We start from the raw sequence: 18,114 nt of genomic DNA, 5'->3' as shown, positions 1-18,114 counted from the left end.
TACACCCCTATACTCTTAAACTCTTATACCCTTTCTACTAAGTCTTACCACTGCCAATCAAATATAACAGCGCCATCCTTACGGCTACACCACTGGTAACTTGTGACTGAATCAAGCTAAACTCTGGGTCATCCATTAAATCAGAGCTAATTTCCACACCGCGATTCACGGGGCCGGGGTGTAAAACTTTAACGTTAGGTTTGCAAAGTTGTAATTTTTGTCGGGTAATGCCAAATAACTGATGATATTCTCGCAAACTGGGGAGTAAATGGGCTGTCATCCGTTCTTTTTGTAGACGCAAAGTCATGACAAAATCAGCATCTTGCAAGGCGGGTTCTAATTGCCAGTGTAAAAATAATTGCCCATTCAAGGTGTCTGTTGTCTCACTATATATATACTCAGCAAATAATTTGGGTAAAAGTGTAGGTGGTGCAGCGAGATGCACTTGTGCGCCACTGGCAATTAAACTCCAAATATTCGATCGCGCTACACGAGAATGTAAAATATCCCCAACGATCGCAATTTTTTTCCCAGCCAACATTTCTATATTGGGGCGATCGCGGTCAATTAAAGTACAAATTGTAAATAAATCAAGCAATGCTTGGGAAGGATGTTCATGTTGACCATCACCAGCATTCAACACACTAACTCGCACACCCAAACGATCCATTTCTTGAGCGATCGCATTTGGTACACCCGCTTCTTTATGACGGATGACCATAATATCAGTACCCATCGCTAAATAAGTCTTAGCAGTATCCAGAATAGTCTCGCCCTTGGTCATTGAAGATGTCGAAGCCGCAAAATTTAAGGTATCTGCACTTAAACGTTTCGCCGCCAGTTCAAAACTACTGCGAGTCCGAGTAGAAGGTTCAAAAAATAAATTCGCCACCACCTGTCCTTGCAAGGTTGGTACTTTCTTTGTCCGTCGTGATAGCACTTCTTGAAAGCTGGCAGCAGTCTGTAAAACAGTATTGTATTCAGCAGGAGTAAAATCAGCTAGGGAAATTACGTGATGACGGTTCCAGGCGGTAGTAGGCATAAACTGTGCGTTGCGGTGTAAAGATGCGTAGACGCGTAGCGGCTTGTCCGTAGACATCGCTTCTCTACCAATATTTACTTTAAGTATGCAGAGGTAATGATAGCACTTGATTTAAACATAAAGACCAATATCGCATGGCACTAAGTTGAGCAAAAACCTCGCATTTGGTTCTTGGTTGGGTGTATTTCCATAGAAATAACGCCTTGTGCAACTTTCTTTCAAACCTAACCCCCAACCCCTTCCCTACAAGGGAAGGGGAGCAAGAATCAAAGCCTCTCTCCGTTTCGGGGAGCCAGTGCGTTGCAGAGAGAAGTTGCGTGCGGGGGTTTCCCCCGTTGAGCAAACTTCGGAGGGTTCCCCCCGTTGTAGCAACTGGCGTGAGAGGAATGGAAGTGGGGTTGTAAAAATAACCTGCACATCGCGTGAAATAGTATTAATCGATGTTGAATTTTATTGCTGCAAATTGCAATTAGTATAAGACAAAACTTCTCAAACTTAATCACACAGAGCAGGAGTTATGAAATTGCCAATATACCGACTGAGAAGAAAATTGATGTGGTTACTAGTGGGTTTGATTCTCGCTTTACTACTGACTATTCCTGTCAGACTAGCAATTGCTTACTACCAAACTCCTCAACCCCAAGCTATCTTAACCCTCGGTGGTGGCTCAAACCGACAAGAGTTTACTGCCCTATTTGCTAAATTTTATCCAGGTATAAAAATTTGGGTTTCTTCTGGTCTTCCTCCCCGCGAAACACGAGCAATTTTTCATGCCGCAGGTATCACTGATGATAGATTTTACCTTGACTACCGTGCTACGGATACAGTGACTAACTTTACCACTTTAGTAGAAGTTTTCCAGCAGCAGCGCATACAACATATATTCCTCATTACTTCTAAATTCCATTTGCCCAGAGCAAAGGCGATCGCTACATTAGTCCTTGGTAGTCGAGGTATTGCTTTTACTCCTGTCTCTGTACCATCTGAAGCCAGTGAATTAGAATCTACTGACATCATTCTTCGTGATGTTGCTCGTTCCCTTCTTTGGATAGTTACAGGGTATACAGGAACCGAATTGTAATCAGTAGTCAAACACACAAATTATACTAGGATGCAGAAGGCAGGAGGTAGAAGGAAGAATCTTACAATTTCTGGCATTCAAGCTTTCAAGTTGTCTTAACATATCTGACTACGCTATGTGACAGGTCAGAGACAAAAAAAGAAGGGACGTTTTCAAAACGCCCCTCTGTTCAATCTTCAAACACTAAATGTCAGATCAAGAAGCTTTACAACTCTCTCAAGAAGGCGATAATTGCTCTTTGATCATCGCGTGTGAGAGAACGGAAACGAGCCATAGCTTCCCGTGCTTCACTTCGATTAGTAGTTGAAAGAGGACTGTTATATGGTGGGCAAATGACATTCTGAGGCGATGGGCCGTAATCTACAACAATCTTGTCACTGCTGGTAAGACTACCGTCATAGCCAAGTTTGTCGACTACTTTACCACCTGGAGGAACAGGGCATCCACCACCTGGCAGAGTAGAAGTCTTAGAGTCATCGGGTGCAGGTAGGTCATGTAACTCAATCGCGGCTAGAAGCGCTTCGTCTACATTGCGAACAACCAAAGGTTCATTCGTTGCGTCCCTATTGGTAGTTACAGTACCCGCTGGTGTAGTGTCACGGGTGAGGATACTTAAGAAAACACGCGCATCGTGCATGAATGGAGGGCCAACTCTACCAATCCCCATCAAAGGTGGTGTGCGGAAACGATCGCCTGTAGCAGTTCCGCGTACGTTGGAGAAGGAATCACTAGCAAAGTTACGCATTAGGTCATAGGTCATGAAGGTAGCGACATTATTACCACTTGGCCTTTGACCAAACGCATCTGCGCGGCTGACAAGAAATGGATCGCGGGGAATTGGGGAATTTCTCTCAACATCAATAACTGGGCCTCTATGGATATTAATATCCGAGAAAATAGGCGCCCAACGGTAGCTGAGAGCATCAATCAGTGCTTGTGCGTCAGGCCCCAAGGATGGGTCGCCAACAGCCGGAGACTGACCAGTTCTTTGAACGGGAATATGACAGCTAACGCAACCAACCATGCGATCGCTCTGGTTAATAGCATTGGGATCTAGACCATCGCCGCCTCTAGGCATCTTACCGGGAATCATCCGGTTACTAAAGGCAACCAAGTCAACACCAAACAACTGCGCTCCTCTTTGAACTCTCGCAGCTGGATTGTTTCCAGGTAGAGGTCTAGAAGGATCTTTAGCTCTGAGGACGGCTAACAGGTTTCTGCCGAACTCTGGGGGAGCCAACGAGCGGATAAAGTTGCGCTCACTAAATGGTCTGCTAACAGGCAATTCTGGGTCAGGTATTTCGTTTCGACAACCGGCATTATAAGGAGCAATGGCGGGGTTAGCAATATTTTGCTCAAAAGGAGAGATGCGGTTAGTCATACTCAGACTACCAAACATACCTCCGACAATAAACTGCATCATCTCCGTACCATTGGCACGTAGACCAAAACGTCCTAACCCTTGGGCGAGTAGATCCTCTCGGCCAGAAGGCACATTCTGAGGAATTGTATTGGTCACGCCTGTGACGCAATCACCCGTACAATTTTGGAAGAAAGGAGTTCTGAGGGAAGAATTGTCACCTCTAATATCGTTGGGGTCAGAAACGTTCATAATATCCTGGTTAGGAATCGCTTCTATCAACCCACGACCAATGTATGGAGGGCCAGCAAGTTCAGTAATAGCACGTCTAAATCCACTTGCACTCTTGCCAGTAGCTTTATCGAAGCCAATGAGGTTTCTATCTTCTGCAACGCTGGGAATAGCATCTGGTTTGCAATCTAGACCAAACCGCGCTCTCAATTCTTCACTTGGAGGGCGTACGTGCTGTAAGAAACCACCAAAATCTTGACCACTAGGACTGGTAGCATTTAAAGCATCAAAAATAACTGGTGATGCTGAAGCGTTAAAGTCTCCAAATACCGTAAATGCGGCGGTTCTTCCTGTACTATTTACCGCATCTAGTTCCCGATTTTCAGGATTGGTGGCTAGACTACGACGATTTAAGTCAACCGTACCATCTGGATTGACCGGATCTAATCGTCTACCGGGCGCTCTACCACCATTAACTTGGGTATCGCCAGATACAAAACTGAAGTTAGTAGGTGTTGACCTGTTAGCTCTACTAACAGTAGAAGTACCTGTGAGCAGTCCTTCATTAGGAACTGACTCAATGTTATTCAAGTGACAACCCGCACATCGAGTTTGCATGGCCATCGACCCAAAACCATTCTCAACTCTGTTTGGGGTAGTAAAGAACTCAGCTCCTTCTAGTTCTCTTTCCTTCACTGAGTTTGGCAGAGAAGGATAAACCAATCTATCCAACTGAGCCACAGTATTAACGGGTCTGAATCTTGCACCGCTATCCAAATCTACATCGCCAAAAGTATCACGACGTACACGCTCCACCGGACGCAGAGGGCGAGTAGGAGGTTCAACCACAAAGTTAGTGGCTACTTCGGCTCGTCTGCGGGCAAATAAGGTTTCTTCGTCAGGTAAGGCAATCTGACCGAAGACCTTTTGTGGGTTTATATAGCCAATGAGTACTGAAAGGCCTAATGATAAACCCACTATCAATAAGAGAAATCTTTGTTGTTTTCGCATTAACTAAGTTCCAAGCTTATTTAATATTTGAGTAATACAAACTCAAGGCTACCGATTCCGTATTAGGAGTAATACAAACTTAAAGCTACCTATTCCGCATTGGATTTGTAGCTTTTTCGTAACTGAGTACGAAGAAAACAAGCAAAGCATTTATCCCAATACTTTAGAACTTAAGTTCGCAAATACCTGGGTAACTAATTACACTGTATATTACTACAATATCAGAGTAAAAGGAAATTTTTATTAAGTATATACTGTTAAATATTTCTACATAAACTATCGAGAATACATCAAGATATTATGAAGTTAATGTCACGCTAAAGCTCAGTTTATGTAATCTTTAAATTCAAGTTATTTCCCTCACAAAGTTAAAAAAATCTTTAAAGAAAGAACCATTAAGAAAGAATATGCTGCTAGAAAGTGAATGCTTGCAGGCTTGATATCTACAGCTAAAAATTGGGCAGAATAGCGCAAATTAGAGACTTTACTATAGTATGCTTTATTTTTACATTACTTAATTAAGCCAAGCACATTGCTTGCCCCACAATAGTTTTGTCAACTGTAAATGAATTGATATAGCAGAGCGAAAGATACTCTACCTCTAAGTTTGCTGATGAATTTGCTAGTTAACTAATAGACAAACAATACAAGGCTGTTATATCTAGCCTCGACATTGAATCTTTGTATCTATTAAGGTTGACTTTCCAGCAATATTATGTGTTAAGAACCTTGATGGATTTTGCTTATCCATAATCTATTTTAAAAAAGCATATAGCTTTCAATCAGTAAATAGATTTAACAAAATTTCACTCACAATATTAATCAATAGTTATTGTTAAGAAGTATTCTCAATAACTAATATGAGACAAAACTTGTGAGACAAAACTAAAGTCAGATCTAAATCTAACTAAATAGCAGGTATTCCTCACCTATTGCATTTATGCAATATGAATTCTTCGCGCCGTTGCTCGAAGTAAAATTTATTCCACTAATCAGTAACACCTAAATTGGGGTGGTTGCATTAATAGTATTGACGCAATGGTTTGAAGGTTTTGAACATTCGCTGTTCACCCCAAACATTGATGTCTTCGTCATTAACATGCTTAAACTCAAGACTTACATACAGGAAATGGAAAACAGAGCGACAGAAGACACAGAGCAAACGTAGGGAATAGAGTTGTAGCAGTTTTTTGCGTAAGCCTTAGCATCAAATTATCATACCAAACATCATACGCTATCAAACTGAATTTCACATTAAGTTAAGATGCGTTTGCTGTGTAATATCGTGTCCGGTGAAAGACTTATTATTAAGTTTCTCTTTATGGACGCTACAAATATAGGTGTAGAGGCGATCGCCGTACGTGGTGGGAACGCTAAGAGTAAATGCCCGTATGAGTTCTTGTCAGTAATGGGACAAAAATATTTATAATCATTGCGAGCGTTAGCGTCTTGCAATGTAACGTGATGTGCGACTTATTTTTGAAACCCCACTTCCATTCCTCTCACGCCAGTTGCTACAACGGGGGGAACCCTCCGAAGTTTGCTCAACGGGGGAAACCCCCGCACGCAACTTCTCTCCGCAACGCACTGGCTCCCCGCAACGGAGAGAGGCTTTGATTTTTGCTCCCCTTCCCTACAAGGGAACGGGTTGGGGATTAGGTTTGAGAAAAAGTTGCACACGGCGTAATGTATGTCTGACTACTTATATGTGTCAAGATTTTGGTGAATTTGTATGACTTCTGAATTATGCTGTAATTATTGCGGTAGATGAAAAACATGTAAAGCTACAGAAATTAAAGTCAGGAAGGTTAAAAAGCCAATAGTATCTAGCATAGTGGTGACTAACGGCCCACTTACCAAAGCTGGATCAAGCTTGAGGCGTTTTAAACCCATTGGTAGTAGTGTACCGAGAGTTACGGCCACCATTGTATTAGTAGCCATGACTGTGCCTGCAATTAAACCTACCCACCTTTCTTGAGGTTTCGCCCAGATCATTGAGAGCGCCATCATGGTTAAAGCTAAGACTACTGCTGTACCTAACCCAGCGAGAATTTCTTTACGAAGAATTTTGAAAGTATCTCTGGGTGTGACTTCCCCTACACCTAAACCTCTAATTGTCACAGTTAAGGCTTGAATTCCCACAGTCCCGCCTGTGTTAGAAAAAATTGGCATAATCACGGCTAAAACTGGGACAGCTGCAATTACAGATTGAAAAGGTGCGATCGCACTTGCCGCACCTATATATAATGCCATAATTGCCAACAACCACGGTAAGCGCTTACGCATCGTGACTAGAGGCGCAGACAAAGCCTCTTCATCACCACTCACCCCGGCTAACTTTTGGATATCTTCGGTAGCTTCTTCTTCCAAAATATCAATCACATCATCAATAGTGATGATGCCGACTAATCTCTCTTCCCGGTCAACCACTGGGATAGCGATTAAGTCGTAACGCTTCATAATTTGGGCAACTTCTTCTTGCGGAGTTTCCGTTTTTACCTTAATGACGCGATCGCTAGAAATATCACGAATATAGACATCGGGAAAGGTAAATAATAACTGACGCAATGAAACTACTCTGACAAGTTTGCGGTTATTATCTGTGACGTAAGCATAGTAAATTGTCTCCTTATCTTCGTCTTGGCGGCGAATTTTGCTTAAGGCTTCCCCAACAGTCAAACCTTCTTGCAACCGCACATATTCTGTGGTCATTACCCGGCCAGCTGTACCTTCGGGATAACCCAGAATTGTGGCTGTAGCTTGTCTTTGTTCGGGACTTAGCTGTTGTAATAACCGTTTAACAACCCCAGCCGGTAATTCATCAAATAATTCCGCCCGTTCATCAGGACTCATCGCCTCGACGATCTGCACTACTTGGACATCATGCAGAGAATTAATCAATTCTTCCTGCAAATCGGTGGGTAGATATTCAAAAACATCTATTGCTTGAGCTTTATTTAAAAGACGAAAAGCGATCGCTCGCTGTTTTTCTGGTAATTGTGTAATATATTCCCCGACATCTACGGCTTGTAACCCATTTAAATCACACTTAAGTTGATTTAAATCACTGACATCAAACAGTGAATCACGAATGTCTTGTATGAGCATGATACCTCCTATGTGCCTCCCCCGCGCCGAGAGACACGCTCACTAGCTTAGAGGAGGTTCGTACTGCCGTCTTGTGGACTTTTGTCCATAAAATCTCAACAACTCAATATCGATAGCCCATCAAGGCATCGCTAAATGATCATCGTAACTTGGAATCACGCGATCTGATCAATTTTCAGTATCTCTGTACCGAATATGTAGTATCCCGTACAAGTACATTATGGATTACCTTGATTTTCTGTTAGCTAGTGTCGATTTTACTATTGCTAAAATTTGTGTCAAGCAAATGTAGCGGTTTGCTGGCAAAATTTACAGAGTTAAAATATTTACATATACTAATTAGAATTTGCTTGAAGATGAAGGGTAAATTGATAATTCTCAAACCTAGCAAATTCTTCAAGTTTAAGCTTTATAGCTGATGAAACTGTCTTCCTGAAGACAACTATAAAAGTAACAGCAGTATCTTTAGGGGCAAATTCCAGATAATGTAGCGTATCAGGAATTATATATATTTAGCAGTGTTGAGTCAATCAATTTTTGATTTTAGATTACACCATCTTTGAATCTAAAATCGGCAATCTAAAACTATTCTGCTGTTCCCCTGTTTCATTCCTCTTCTGGCATTGGTAAATCTAAGGCTATCAACAAAGCCTGAGATAAATGAGCCATTACCAATTGTGAAACTGCGCCTCTTAAACGTAAAAAGCGGGTTTTAGACAACACCCGCACTTGATCTGCCATTGCGATCGAATCTCTCTTGAGTCCACCATCAGGTGCTAAAATTAACACCTGGGTTGGGTAAACTCGCTTTCCTGATTGATAAGTAGTGCAGGGAACGGCTAAAACGACCGGACTCGAAGAATTAATTGCATCACGACTGACAATAATCACTGGGCGAGTCCCTCCTTGCTCTGAACCTTCATTGGACTCTAGTCGAGCATCATAGACCTCACCCCTTCTCATTACAGAGATTCCTCTAACAGAAAAGCCTCCCACTGAGCAGCGGCGAATTCAGTTTCTAGTTTGAGTACCTCTGCCTGATAATCATTATCGCTGGCCATTTCTGCCAAAGCAGCATCAATTGCGGCTCTTTTCTGTGCTGCTAATTCTCGACGTATTGCTTGCACCATAAAATCATTACGACTTCTTGCTTTGCCTTCTAAAACTGCCTGGTCAGTTGCTTCTAAAAGTTCCCGTGGTATTGCTAGTGTAGTGCGAACGGATTCGGCTTTCATGTAGTGATGATTATTTTGATGTCTTCAGTGACGACTTCTATGATATCACTCTTAATCGCACTCCGACCCTTGGAGTTCTACTGAAGACCCTGTAGCAACTAAAATTTTGACCCTACAGTAGTACCTAATCAGTAATAGAAAAGACTTTTGGTCTCAGTAATGGCATGTTCACATTACATATTGAGTTACAAAACTGAGCCATAGGAAAAAGTTCAGATTCCATCAATATCTTAGGAATCTGGACTAATGTCGAGCTACTATTTTCTACTTAAGTAGAAAGAGTTAGCTTGTGGTTAATCTTCAGTAATTAGGCAGAAAATAAATTTTTTTTGTGACTTTGCTTGAATCAATGGTTTTTTGCGTGAACCATCGGCATAAAGTTCAAACTGTACTAATTCGATTTTGCCGTTAATTCATATCTTGCACCTAAGAAATCGCGGCGGTAAAAACAAAGTCAGTCTGCGCGGAATAGTGAGTATAAAATTGGTTGCGTATTTATAAAGCTTGCCACAAATCTCCATTTCTGTGAAAAATTCATTCACAACTGTGTAACTAAATGGCTACTAACGCGAGATAATAAGTAGTCTCTACTACCCTTAGCTGTAATCTCATTACCCATTACAGAACAATTCTCTGCACAGCCACAGGGTGAAATTTTGCCAGGTTTCTTGAATGAGTATGAAAACAGCCACCGAATTACAAACTCGACTGGAGCATTACTACCAGCAAATCAAAACTATTATTCTCACGCGTCAAAATCCGATTACTGGTTTGCTACCTGCGAGTACCGCCATTACGGCTCATGGTGATTATACAGATGCTTGGGTAAGAGACAATGTTTACAGTATTTTGGCGGTTTGGGGTTTGGCGCTGGCGTACCGCAAAGTGGATGAAGATAAGGGACGCACTTACGAACTAGAACACAGTGTAATTAAGCTGATGCGTGGGTTGCTGTTTGCGATGATGCGACAGGCGCATAAAGTTGAGCAGTTTAAACATACTCAATCACCTTTAGATGGCTTACATGCCAAATACAATACTGCAACTGGAGATATTGTAGTAGGTGATGATGAGTGGGGACATTTACAACTTGATGCCACATCTATATTTATACTGATGCTGGCACAAATGACCGCTTCAGGATTGCCGATTATTTATACAATTGATGAAGTAAACTTTGTGCAGAACTTGGTTTACTACATTGGACGAGCTTATCGCACACCCGATTATGGTATCTGGGAACGAGGTAATAAAATCAATCATGGTAGTGCTGAGTTGAATGCTAGTTCTGTTGGGATGGCGAAAGCAGCACTAGAAGCAATAAATGAACTAGATTTATTTGGGGTGCGTGGAAGTCAAGCATCGGTAATTCATGTGCTACCCGATGAGATTGCCCGCGCCCGAAGTACCTTAGAATCACTATTACCGAGAGAATCTGCATCGAAAGAAATTGATGCGGCACTGTTGAGTATTATTAGTTATCCGGCTTTTGCGGTGGAGAATGTAGATCTGCGTGATTCTCCCAAGGAGACGCTGCGTGATTCTCCCAAGGAGACGCTGCGCGAACGCACTTTTAACGATATCATCAAAAAACTCCAAGGCAAATACGGCTGTAAACGCTTCTTGCGTGACGGACATCAAACTGTTTTAGAAGATAACCAACGCTTACACTACGAACCTTGGGAATTAAAGCAATTTGAGCATATCGAATGTGAATGGCCATTATTTTTCACTTATTTACTGCTTGATGGTTTATTTCGCAATGATCAAAAGCAGGTTCAACAATATCAAGAGCTTTTAACATCATTATTAGTAGAACGCGACGGTTATTATTTGCTGCCAGAGCTATATTATGTCCCAGCAGAAAACATAGAAGCAGAAAAGTTAGCACCCCAAAGTCAACCGCGATTACCCAATGAAAATATCCCTTTAGTGTGGGCGCAAAGTTTATATTTTCTCGGACAAATGTTAAGTGAAGGTTTACTGGCTGTGGGTGATATTGACCCATTAGGTAGACATTTATCTATAGGCAAAACCCGCGAAGCCCTAGTACAAATTGCGTTGTTAGCAGAAGATGATGACTTACAAGCAAAACTAGCAGTTCAGGGAATTGAAACTCAAACCCCCAAGCAAGTAGAACCAATTCAAGTCAGAAAAGCTGGGGAATTATCAACTATTTATACCCAAATTGGACGCAATGATAAACTTGGTTTAACTGGGCGACCAGTGCGAAGATTGCGGAGTTTAACAACATCCCGCATCTTTCGGATTTGTGGTGAAACGGTGGTATTTTTGCCGTCATTTTTAGATGCTCAACAGTTTTATTTAACTCTGGATTACCATTTTTTAGTCGATCAAATTAGAAGCGAACTCGCTTACATTCAACAATATTGGAGTGATTTAGGTCGTCCGATTTTAACTTTAATGTTGACGCACACCATGTTAGAAATTGGTGCGGAAGCATTACTTGAATTGATGCAGGAACTCAAAGATGGTGTTTGCAATGGTGTGCGCGTCAAATTAGGTAGACTGAATCAGTTAATGCTGACAGGTGCGATTCAAAGAATTGATTTTCTGCAAGATGCCGAATTTTATCAGTCAGCAATGCAAGATGCTGCACCACATTGCTATTATTTAGCTTATCATCCTGGCAAAAGTTGGCGCTTAGGGCATACCCAAGAATTTCAAATGGAGTGCCAAACTAACTTAGGATTTTTATTGTCTGCTTTACGAGCTTCCGAAAATCTTTATGAGCAAATTGAGTTATTGCAGACTTTAACTCGCTTGCAAGGATTAGAATTTGACACTGGGTTTGCTGGCCCCCATACTCGCGTTACAGTTGCTAGTCTACTGGATGAAGTTTACACCAAAGCCGGCGATTTAGGCCTCTGGGCAGTAGTGCGTCGGGCGGCTGGGTTACTACAGATGGTTGATATTGGCTTATCAGATGCAGTCACTAGTATTTTGGTGCGTGGTAAGCAGATAGCTGTAGGGAGAGCGTACAGCGAAGCATCATTGATTACTGTACCGATGCCTCATAACGAAATTGCTGAGAAAATCAAGCATTTTTGTCGTGAAGATATTCGCGATCGCGTTCTCACACAAGAAATATTACTGTATCTAGGGACTCTGATTCGCTCGGAAACAGAATTATTTCAAGGACTGTTAACTTTACGCGTTGGTTATCTCATCTTATTAATTACCAGTGAACTAGCACAAGAATTGCGCGTTACTCAAGATGAAGCCTACGAACAGTTAATGGAACTTTCGCCCTTTGAAATCAAAATGCGCTTACGTCAGGTATTAACTGGTTATACAGGAATGAGTAACTTGTTGCGCCAGCAGGAATCATTACACGTTAAGCAAAAAGAAAGCGATATTGAATGGGTAGTGCTACCTACAATTGCGGAAGAAATTGAAGTACCCGCAGGTGGTTGGCGACGTTTCCGCCAAGCCGAAGGAGCTATTAACCGTGTACCCAAAAACTTTTTTCAGCAAGTTTGGCTGTTGATGAAACATTGCAAAGGTTTAGTCATTGGGGATAAATTAGAGCGCCGTAACCGTTTAGATAGCGAGGTGATGTTATCGGAAATGACGGCTGGCGAAAAGAACTTTGCGCTGCGAGTTGAGCATTTATTAAATAAAATCGAAGCGCCAGAATATCGCCAAGTTAATATTGAAGCATTAATAGAATTAGGCGCGATCGCATCTAAAAACCCCAGCTTGCAAATTGAAGAATATATTGTCTTAGATGTATTAATCGGTCATGCGGTGCGCTTGGCGTGGTTAGATGCACACCCAGAACGCGGCGATCGCTATGATGAAGATAAAGCAAACGCGTGGCGATCTTTCTACAATACTTCACCGCAAGATTGCGCGACTTATATTCTTAAAGCCTTCAGATTCTTGACACAATTTGTCAGAGAACATTAAACTCACATTCCGCAAATGAAGGGTTTGGAAAAGGGTATGGGGGTGTAAGTATTCAAAACCCTTACACCCCTACACCTATAGGAATCCGATTTGATTTATGAAAAAATTTCAGTATATGTAGGGTGTGTTAGGCGTAAGCCGTAACGCACCGAGAACTTTACAGTAGATGCGTTACGCTGTCGCTAACACATCCTACGTAGATTTCAGAAATCAAATATTAGTCCTATATATACCCTTAGACCCAGCCTTGTAATATTACTTATCGCAAATTAGCTGGTACTTCTTTGGGAACTACCCAATAGTAAATAGTCTTTCCATCTACCTGTAGTGTCTGTTGTGGTTTCCAGTCGCCCATATCAAAAGCGTGGGAAACAATTCTGGTACCCGGTTTGAGTTTTAATAATTCCGGGCGGAGTTTTTGGTTAACTTCGGGTAATAGGTACAGTGTAATGACAGTCGCTTCACTTAAATCAGTTTTGAATAAATCTTGTTGACGAAACTGTACGCGGTCTGTTACTCCTGCTTGTTGAGCATTGGCGTTAGCTTCTTGAATCCGTTCGGGATTAATATCTATACCTATGCCGCGTGTGCCATATTTTTGCGCGGCTGTCACAACAATTCGCCCATCACCACTACCCAGGTCATAAAGTATATCATTTTTACCTACCTTGGCTACTTGCAACATTGCATCAACGACAGGCTGTGGTGTTGGTACATAAGGAACATCACCAGGGCGTTCTTGAGGTTGAGTTGTTGTCGGTGCTTCAGTTTGAGCAGTTAAAACAGGCGGTTGTACTTCTGCTGCTGAGTCTTGTTGTTGGGCGGTACATCCGGCAATTGCTAAAGTGGTGACACTCACACCTGTAATTAATGAAAGCAAAATTTTTTTAAACATGAATCTACTCCTAAAGCAAAAATAGGTGAATGATGGGATGAATTACGCTCTACCTTGGCGGTAACGATTCCACAGCAATAGCGGAATACCTGCGGCTACAACTAAAACCCCCACACCCGCGCCCACCCCGGTATACACCAAGCTGGAATAAAGTAAGTAGCCGCAAACTGCACAAAATAATAATGGTGTCAAGGGATAAAATGGGACGCGGAATGGTCGCTGAATTTGCGGTTCTCGGTGGCGTAGCAATAGTAGCGATATACCTGACAGTAAAAAGAAAAACCAAAATATGGGTGCGGTATAGTCCACCATTGTTTCAAAGCCTTTGCGGGTGAACGTACCTAACAAAACCAACGTCAATGCGATCGCAGCTTGCAACAATAAAGCATAACTAGGAGTGCTAGGACGTTGCCGCCAGTGTCCCATAAAACCGAAAATAGCAAAATCTTGACCAAGAGCGTAATTAGTCCGCGCCCCGGTGAATAAAGTGGCGTTCAGTGCGCCCAAAGTGGAAACCGCAATCAACAAACTGATAAACCAAGCCCCCGGTTCGCCCCAAAACGCCCGCATTAAATCGGCGGCTACGGCTTGGGAGTTGGACATATTTGTTAACCCCAATCCCCGCAGATAAGCCAGATTAATTAGCAAGTAAATTACAGTAATTGTGCCAATACTCCAAAGCAGCGATCGCACAATATTCCGTTGGCGATTTTGAATTTCGGCGGAAATATAAGCGGCTTCATTCCAACCACCATAAGACAGCAGGACAAACACCATCGCTAGTCCCCAGGTTCCTGATGCGGGAGATTCCACAGCCGTGGGAGCATTGGGCGTAATAGTTAAGCCAATTAACACCACTAGTAACAAACCCAGGACTTTTGCCGCCGTGAGTAAGTTTTGCGTCCACTTACCTTGTTGTAAGCCAATGATATTTAACGCAGTTAATAATGCGATCGCCATTGCCGCATAAATCGAAGTTGACAAGTTTCCTAACTGCCAAATTTGCGAAGCATAGTCACCAAAAACAAATGCCAACAAAGCAATTGAGCCAGTTTGAATCACCGTCATGCGCGCCCAGGCAAATAAAAAGGCAATTTCTCGTCCAAAGGCACGTTTGAGATAATAATAAACTCCACCCACATCAGGATATGTTGTGGCTAACTCTGCATAGCACAATGCACCCACCAGAGAAACCAAACCACCAATGAACCAAAACAGCAGTACAGCAAAACTGCTTCCGGCTTGGGTTGCTACTAAAGCAGGAGTTTCAAAAATTCCTGCACCAATTACAATACCGACAATCAACGCCACAGCATCTGATAGTGTCAGTGATGGCTTGGGTGCTGCTTCCGTAGTCGCTAAACCTTCAAGTAATTTGTACTTTTCATGTCTACTCACATCGACTCCTGCTCGGTATTGAGTGTAATGAGCAATGTTGTGAAAAAAATATCAATTACTTTTGATGGTGCAGGATAAATGTGACGAGAAAATGACAAATAGAGCCATCAACCATATTTTGGGAAAAACTAGATACCCGACTTCTTAAAGAAGTCGGGTATCTGAATTTCTTGGTTCCTGTTTGCTGTTAAAGTGGCAATTTAATTTGAAATACAGAACCCTTATCTAGTTCGCTTTTTACACTCAGATGACCTTTGTGTGCTTCAATAATTTGTTGAGCGATCGCTAATCCCAAACCAAAGCCATTCACCGAATTTGTTTGGTGTTGTTCTACTCGATAAAATTGTTCAAAGATATGTGGTAAATCTGTCGTAGCAATTCCAATACCGTTATCTTCTACTTCAATAATCGCCTGACTGTACTTACTAAATAAACGTAACTCTACCACCCCCCCAGCCGGAGTATACTTACAGGCGTTACTTAGCAAATTCATCACAACTAAACAGATTAACTCGTCATCTAAACGCACCATAATTGGGATTTGTGGTAAATCACTCTTGAGATTTAAATGTTTAGTAGCAGTCTTCACAGATGAGGAATTTAATACTTCCTTGAGTAAGTCTCTCAAGTCAAATTCTTTTAAAGATTCTGGAGTTAAATGCCCTGTGCGGCGTGCCAGAAATAGTAAATTTCCAATCAATGTATTCATTGATTTAGCTACTTCTGCCACTTTTTCTAGACGCAGATGTTTACTAGCGCTATCTTCCATTGGTGCGAGTAAGCCAACTTGAGCATTACTCAAAATTGCTGCTAAAGGAGTGCGTAATTCATGGGAAGCATGGGCTGTAAAGCGTTCAAGTTGTCTGTAACTCAGTTGGATAGGTTGCATTGCTATGCCGCTGAGAAACCATCCTGTTAAACTGGTTATTCCTAAAGCAATAAATACCGTTGATATTAATAAGAATAAAAATTTATTGAGTAATTCTTGGACACGAGTCATAGGCATTGCCATTTGCAAATAGCCAATTAACTCACCTTGATACTGCACTGGTAAAGTAATTTGTCTTAACCAAATAACTGGTAATGTAATATCTGAAGAATTAGTGAATTTTAATGTCTCATATACAAATATTGGGTTTAATTTTTTGTGAGGAACCTGACCAAAATAACGCTTTAAATTACCTTTGGTGTCATACCAACGAGCATAAATAATGTCACTATCTTCTGGTGGCGGATTATTGCCTAAAACTGGTAAATTTTTGAGAAATACTCGTTTCTCTCCTTGATACTCTTTATACCGCACACTAGAAGTAATCACTCTCGCTTTTTTGTAGAGAATTAAATCTATAACTTCTAGTTGCTGAATTGATTCTTGATAATAAAGAATCCCAGCAAAAATTAAGAGAATACTGCCCATTGAGAGAGTAAACCAACTAGCCAAGTTACGGCGGCTACGGTTGAACATAACCAAAAAAATTTAAACGTTATTTTTTCTGATCAGGATTGAGACGATAGCCCATCCCATAAATAGTTTCTAGCCAGTCTGCTGCATCTAGCAACTGTAAACGCTGGCGCAAACGCCGCACTAAAGCTGTTGTGGCGTTACTTTCTGGTTCACTACCCCATTCCCATAAAGCTTGTTCAATTTGATCGCGGCTTAAAACTTGATATGGATGACGCATCAAATATTCTAGTAACTGAAATTCGCGGGTAGATAACTCTACCGTGGCTTCACCGCGTTCGACAACCAGTGTGGAAATGTGCAATTTTAGATCTGCCAGTTGGAGTTCTTCACCTTGCCAAACAGGCGATCGCCTACCTAAAGCCCGCACTCTGGCTAATAATTCAAATAAATCTGTAGGTTTGACTAAATAATCATCTGCACCAGCATCTAAGCCTGTGACTTTTTCGCCTGTGGTATCTTTAGCCGTCAACATCAATACAGGTGCTGTTTTCCCTGCTTGGCGATATTGCCGACATAAATCTAAGCCACTAATTTCTGGTAGCATCCAGTCTAATATCAATAAATCATAGTCTCGCTGGGTAATTGCCCACTGAGCGATCGCGCCGTTTTCTAGACCATCTACAATATGTCCAGCTTGAGACAATGCTGTTTGTAATGGTTCTAATTGGGCAGTGTCATCTTCTACCAGAAGTATTCGCATTGTTAGCTAGTGTCAGTTTTTCCATGCCTGATTGTAGAAAATCTGACTCAGTAAAACTTCTGTCATCAGTGAGATTTTTTATAAGCTCAAGAATAAGCCACTGGTAATAGGTAACTTACAGCCAGGAACAGACAACAGGACAAAAATTTGTGTAATCAATTCTATCTGACTACTTATGGAAATTAACTCCTAACGTTGACTAACATAAAGCTGATTTGCTAAAGCTTTCTATGTAAAAAAATATCCTCCATTTGAACAACCAAACAGAGGAGTGATGTATTTTTTGTAAAAAAAACTATTTAACTGACACAGCATCAACATCAACGGTTTTAGCACCAGCAGTATCATCTGAAGTATTGACTGTATTAGCAGTATTTACAGTTGTCTCTACACCTTTACGGGCTTTCCAACCTTCAATTACTAACCCAGATACCTCAGTTACTAACAGTGTCATTAGTAAAACATCATCAATTTCACCGACGATAGGAAAAATATCAGGAACAATATCAATAGGGCTGACAAAATAAACTAGTGTTCCTAAAATTACCCACCAGCGATATTTTGGGTTACGAATCAAATTACGATACCAATTGTATACAGCCTCGATTGAAAATTTCATTTTTTAGCCCTCAAGTTACCTTTTATTTTGACAAAT

12 protein-coding genes are annotated in these 18,114 nt (G+C 41.5%); 2 read left to right on the top strand and 10 right to left on the bottom strand.

The features are described from left to right. Positions 1 to 37: 37 nt before the first annotated feature. Positions 38 to 1,042: an aspartate carbamoyltransferase catalytic subunit gene (locus AC504W_RS10505; protein ID WP_494878622.1), complete on the bottom strand. Its 1,005-nt coding sequence runs from the start codon at positions 1,040 to 1,042 to the stop codon at positions 38 to 40. Between the two features lie 553 nt (positions 1,043 to 1,595). Between AC504W_RS10505 and AC504W_RS10500 the strand changes: the two genes are divergently transcribed. Next, the gene (locus AC504W_RS10500; RefSeq protein ID WP_494878620.1) at positions 1,596 to 2,123 is read left to right on the top strand and encodes a YdcF family protein; all 528 of its coding nucleotides are present in this window, start codon (positions 1,596 to 1,598) and stop codon (positions 2,121 to 2,123) included. Positions 2,124 to 2,328: 205 nt separating this feature from the next. On the opposite strand, the gene AC504W_RS10495 is transcribed toward AC504W_RS10500, so the two are convergent. From AC504W_RS10495 to AC504W_RS10480, 4 genes are all read right to left on the bottom strand, one after another. Next, complete coding sequence (locus AC504W_RS10495; RefSeq protein ID WP_494877677.1) at positions 2,329 to 4,725, bottom strand: hypothetical protein; 2,397 nt, start codon at positions 4,723 to 4,725, stop codon at positions 2,329 to 2,331. 1,755 nt (positions 4,726 to 6,480) lie between these two features. Beyond that, positions 6,481 to 7,833: a magnesium transporter gene (gene mgtE, locus AC504W_RS10490; RefSeq protein ID WP_494877676.1), complete on the bottom strand. Its 1,353-nt coding sequence runs from the start codon at positions 7,831 to 7,833 to the stop codon at positions 6,481 to 6,483. Between the two features lie 606 nt (positions 7,834 to 8,439). Then, positions 8,440 to 8,796 (bottom strand): type II toxin-antitoxin system PemK/MazF family toxin, encoded by a 357-nt coding sequence (locus tag AC504W_RS10485; RefSeq protein ID WP_015113711.1) that lies wholly within the window; start codon positions 8,794 to 8,796, stop codon positions 8,440 to 8,442. Continuing rightward, a complete protein-coding gene (locus tag AC504W_RS10480; protein ID WP_015113712.1) occupies positions 8,796 to 9,068 on the bottom strand; it encodes a ribbon-helix-helix domain-containing protein in 273 nt (90 codons plus the stop codon). The genes AC504W_RS10485 and AC504W_RS10480 overlap by 1 nt, the downstream gene beginning before the upstream one ends. A gap of 678 nt (positions 9,069 to 9,746) precedes the next feature. Between AC504W_RS10480 and AC504W_RS10475 the strand changes: the two genes are divergently transcribed. Further along, positions 9,747 to 13,001, top strand: coding sequence for a phosphorylase b kinase regulatory subunit alpha/beta (locus AC504W_RS10475; RefSeq protein ID WP_494878618.1), 3,255 nt, complete (start codon positions 9,747 to 9,749; stop codon positions 12,999 to 13,001). 259 nt (positions 13,002 to 13,260) lie between these two features. On the opposite strand, the gene AC504W_RS10470 is transcribed toward AC504W_RS10475, so the two are convergent. The 5 genes from AC504W_RS10470 to AC504W_RS10450 form a co-directional block, all read right to left on the bottom strand. Further along, the gene (locus AC504W_RS10470; protein ID WP_494877675.1) at positions 13,261 to 13,896 is read right to left on the bottom strand and encodes an SAM-dependent methyltransferase; all 636 of its coding nucleotides are present in this window, start codon (positions 13,894 to 13,896) and stop codon (positions 13,261 to 13,263) included. Between the two features lie 42 nt (positions 13,897 to 13,938). Next, complete coding sequence (locus tag AC504W_RS10465) at positions 13,939 to 15,294, bottom strand: APC family permease (RefSeq protein ID WP_494877674.1); 1,356 nt, start codon at positions 15,292 to 15,294, stop codon at positions 13,939 to 13,941. A 187-nt stretch (positions 15,295 to 15,481) separates the two neighbouring features. Further along, complete coding sequence (locus AC504W_RS10460) at positions 15,482 to 16,759, bottom strand: sensor histidine kinase (RefSeq protein ID WP_494877673.1); 1,278 nt, start codon at positions 16,757 to 16,759, stop codon at positions 15,482 to 15,484. Positions 16,760 to 16,778: 19 nt separating this feature from the next. After that, the gene (rppA, locus tag AC504W_RS10455) at positions 16,779 to 17,459 is read right to left on the bottom strand and encodes a two-component system response regulator RppA (RefSeq protein WP_494877672.1); all 681 of its coding nucleotides are present in this window, start codon (positions 17,457 to 17,459) and stop codon (positions 16,779 to 16,781) included. Positions 17,460 to 17,754: 295 nt separating this feature from the next. Continuing rightward, positions 17,755 to 18,078 (bottom strand): YkvA family protein, encoded by a 324-nt coding sequence (locus AC504W_RS10450; RefSeq protein ID WP_494877671.1) that lies wholly within the window; start codon positions 18,076 to 18,078, stop codon positions 17,755 to 17,757. Between the last annotated feature and the right edge of the window lie 36 nt (positions 18,079 to 18,114).

The organism is Nostoc sp. C96 (assembly GCF_059384975.1).
The sequence above is the reverse complement of the archived record's forward strand: the minus strand, read 5'-3'. Positions and strand labels throughout refer to the sequence as shown.

Coding starts and splice junctions, on each gene's coding strand:
- AC504W_RS10485 (WP_015113711.1), bottom strand. CDS start 8,796: ATGAGAAGGGGTGAGGTCTATGATGCTCGACTAGAGTCCAATGAAGGT.
- AC504W_RS10460 (WP_494877673.1), bottom strand. CDS start 16,759: ATGTTCAACCGTAGCCGCCGTAACTTGGCTAGTTGGTTTACTCTCTCA.
- AC504W_RS10495 (WP_494877677.1), bottom strand. CDS start 4,725: ATGCGAAAACAACAAAGATTTCTCTTATTGATAGTGGGTTTATCATTA.
- AC504W_RS10505 (WP_494878622.1), bottom strand. CDS start 1,042: ATGCCTACTACCGCCTGGAACCGTCATCACGTAATTTCCCTAGCTGAT.
- rppA (WP_494877672.1), bottom strand. CDS start 17,459: ATGCGAATACTTCTGGTAGAAGATGACACTGCCCAATTAGAACCATTA.
- AC504W_RS10470 (WP_494877675.1), bottom strand. CDS start 13,896: ATGTTTAAAAAAATTTTGCTTTCATTAATTACAGGTGTGAGTGTCACC.
- AC504W_RS10475 (WP_494878618.1), top strand. CDS start 9,747: ATGAAAACAGCCACCGAATTACAAACTCGACTGGAGCATTACTACCAG.
- AC504W_RS10480 (WP_015113712.1), bottom strand. CDS start 9,068: ATGAAAGCCGAATCCGTTCGCACTACACTAGCAATACCACGGGAACTT.
- AC504W_RS10450 (WP_494877671.1), bottom strand. CDS start 18,078: ATGAAATTTTCAATCGAGGCTGTATACAATTGGTATCGTAATTTGATT.
- AC504W_RS10500 (WP_494878620.1), top strand. CDS start 1,596: ATGTGGTTACTAGTGGGTTTGATTCTCGCTTTACTACTGACTATTCCT.
- mgtE (WP_494877676.1), bottom strand. CDS start 7,833: ATGCTCATACAAGACATTCGTGATTCACTGTTTGATGTCAGTGATTTA.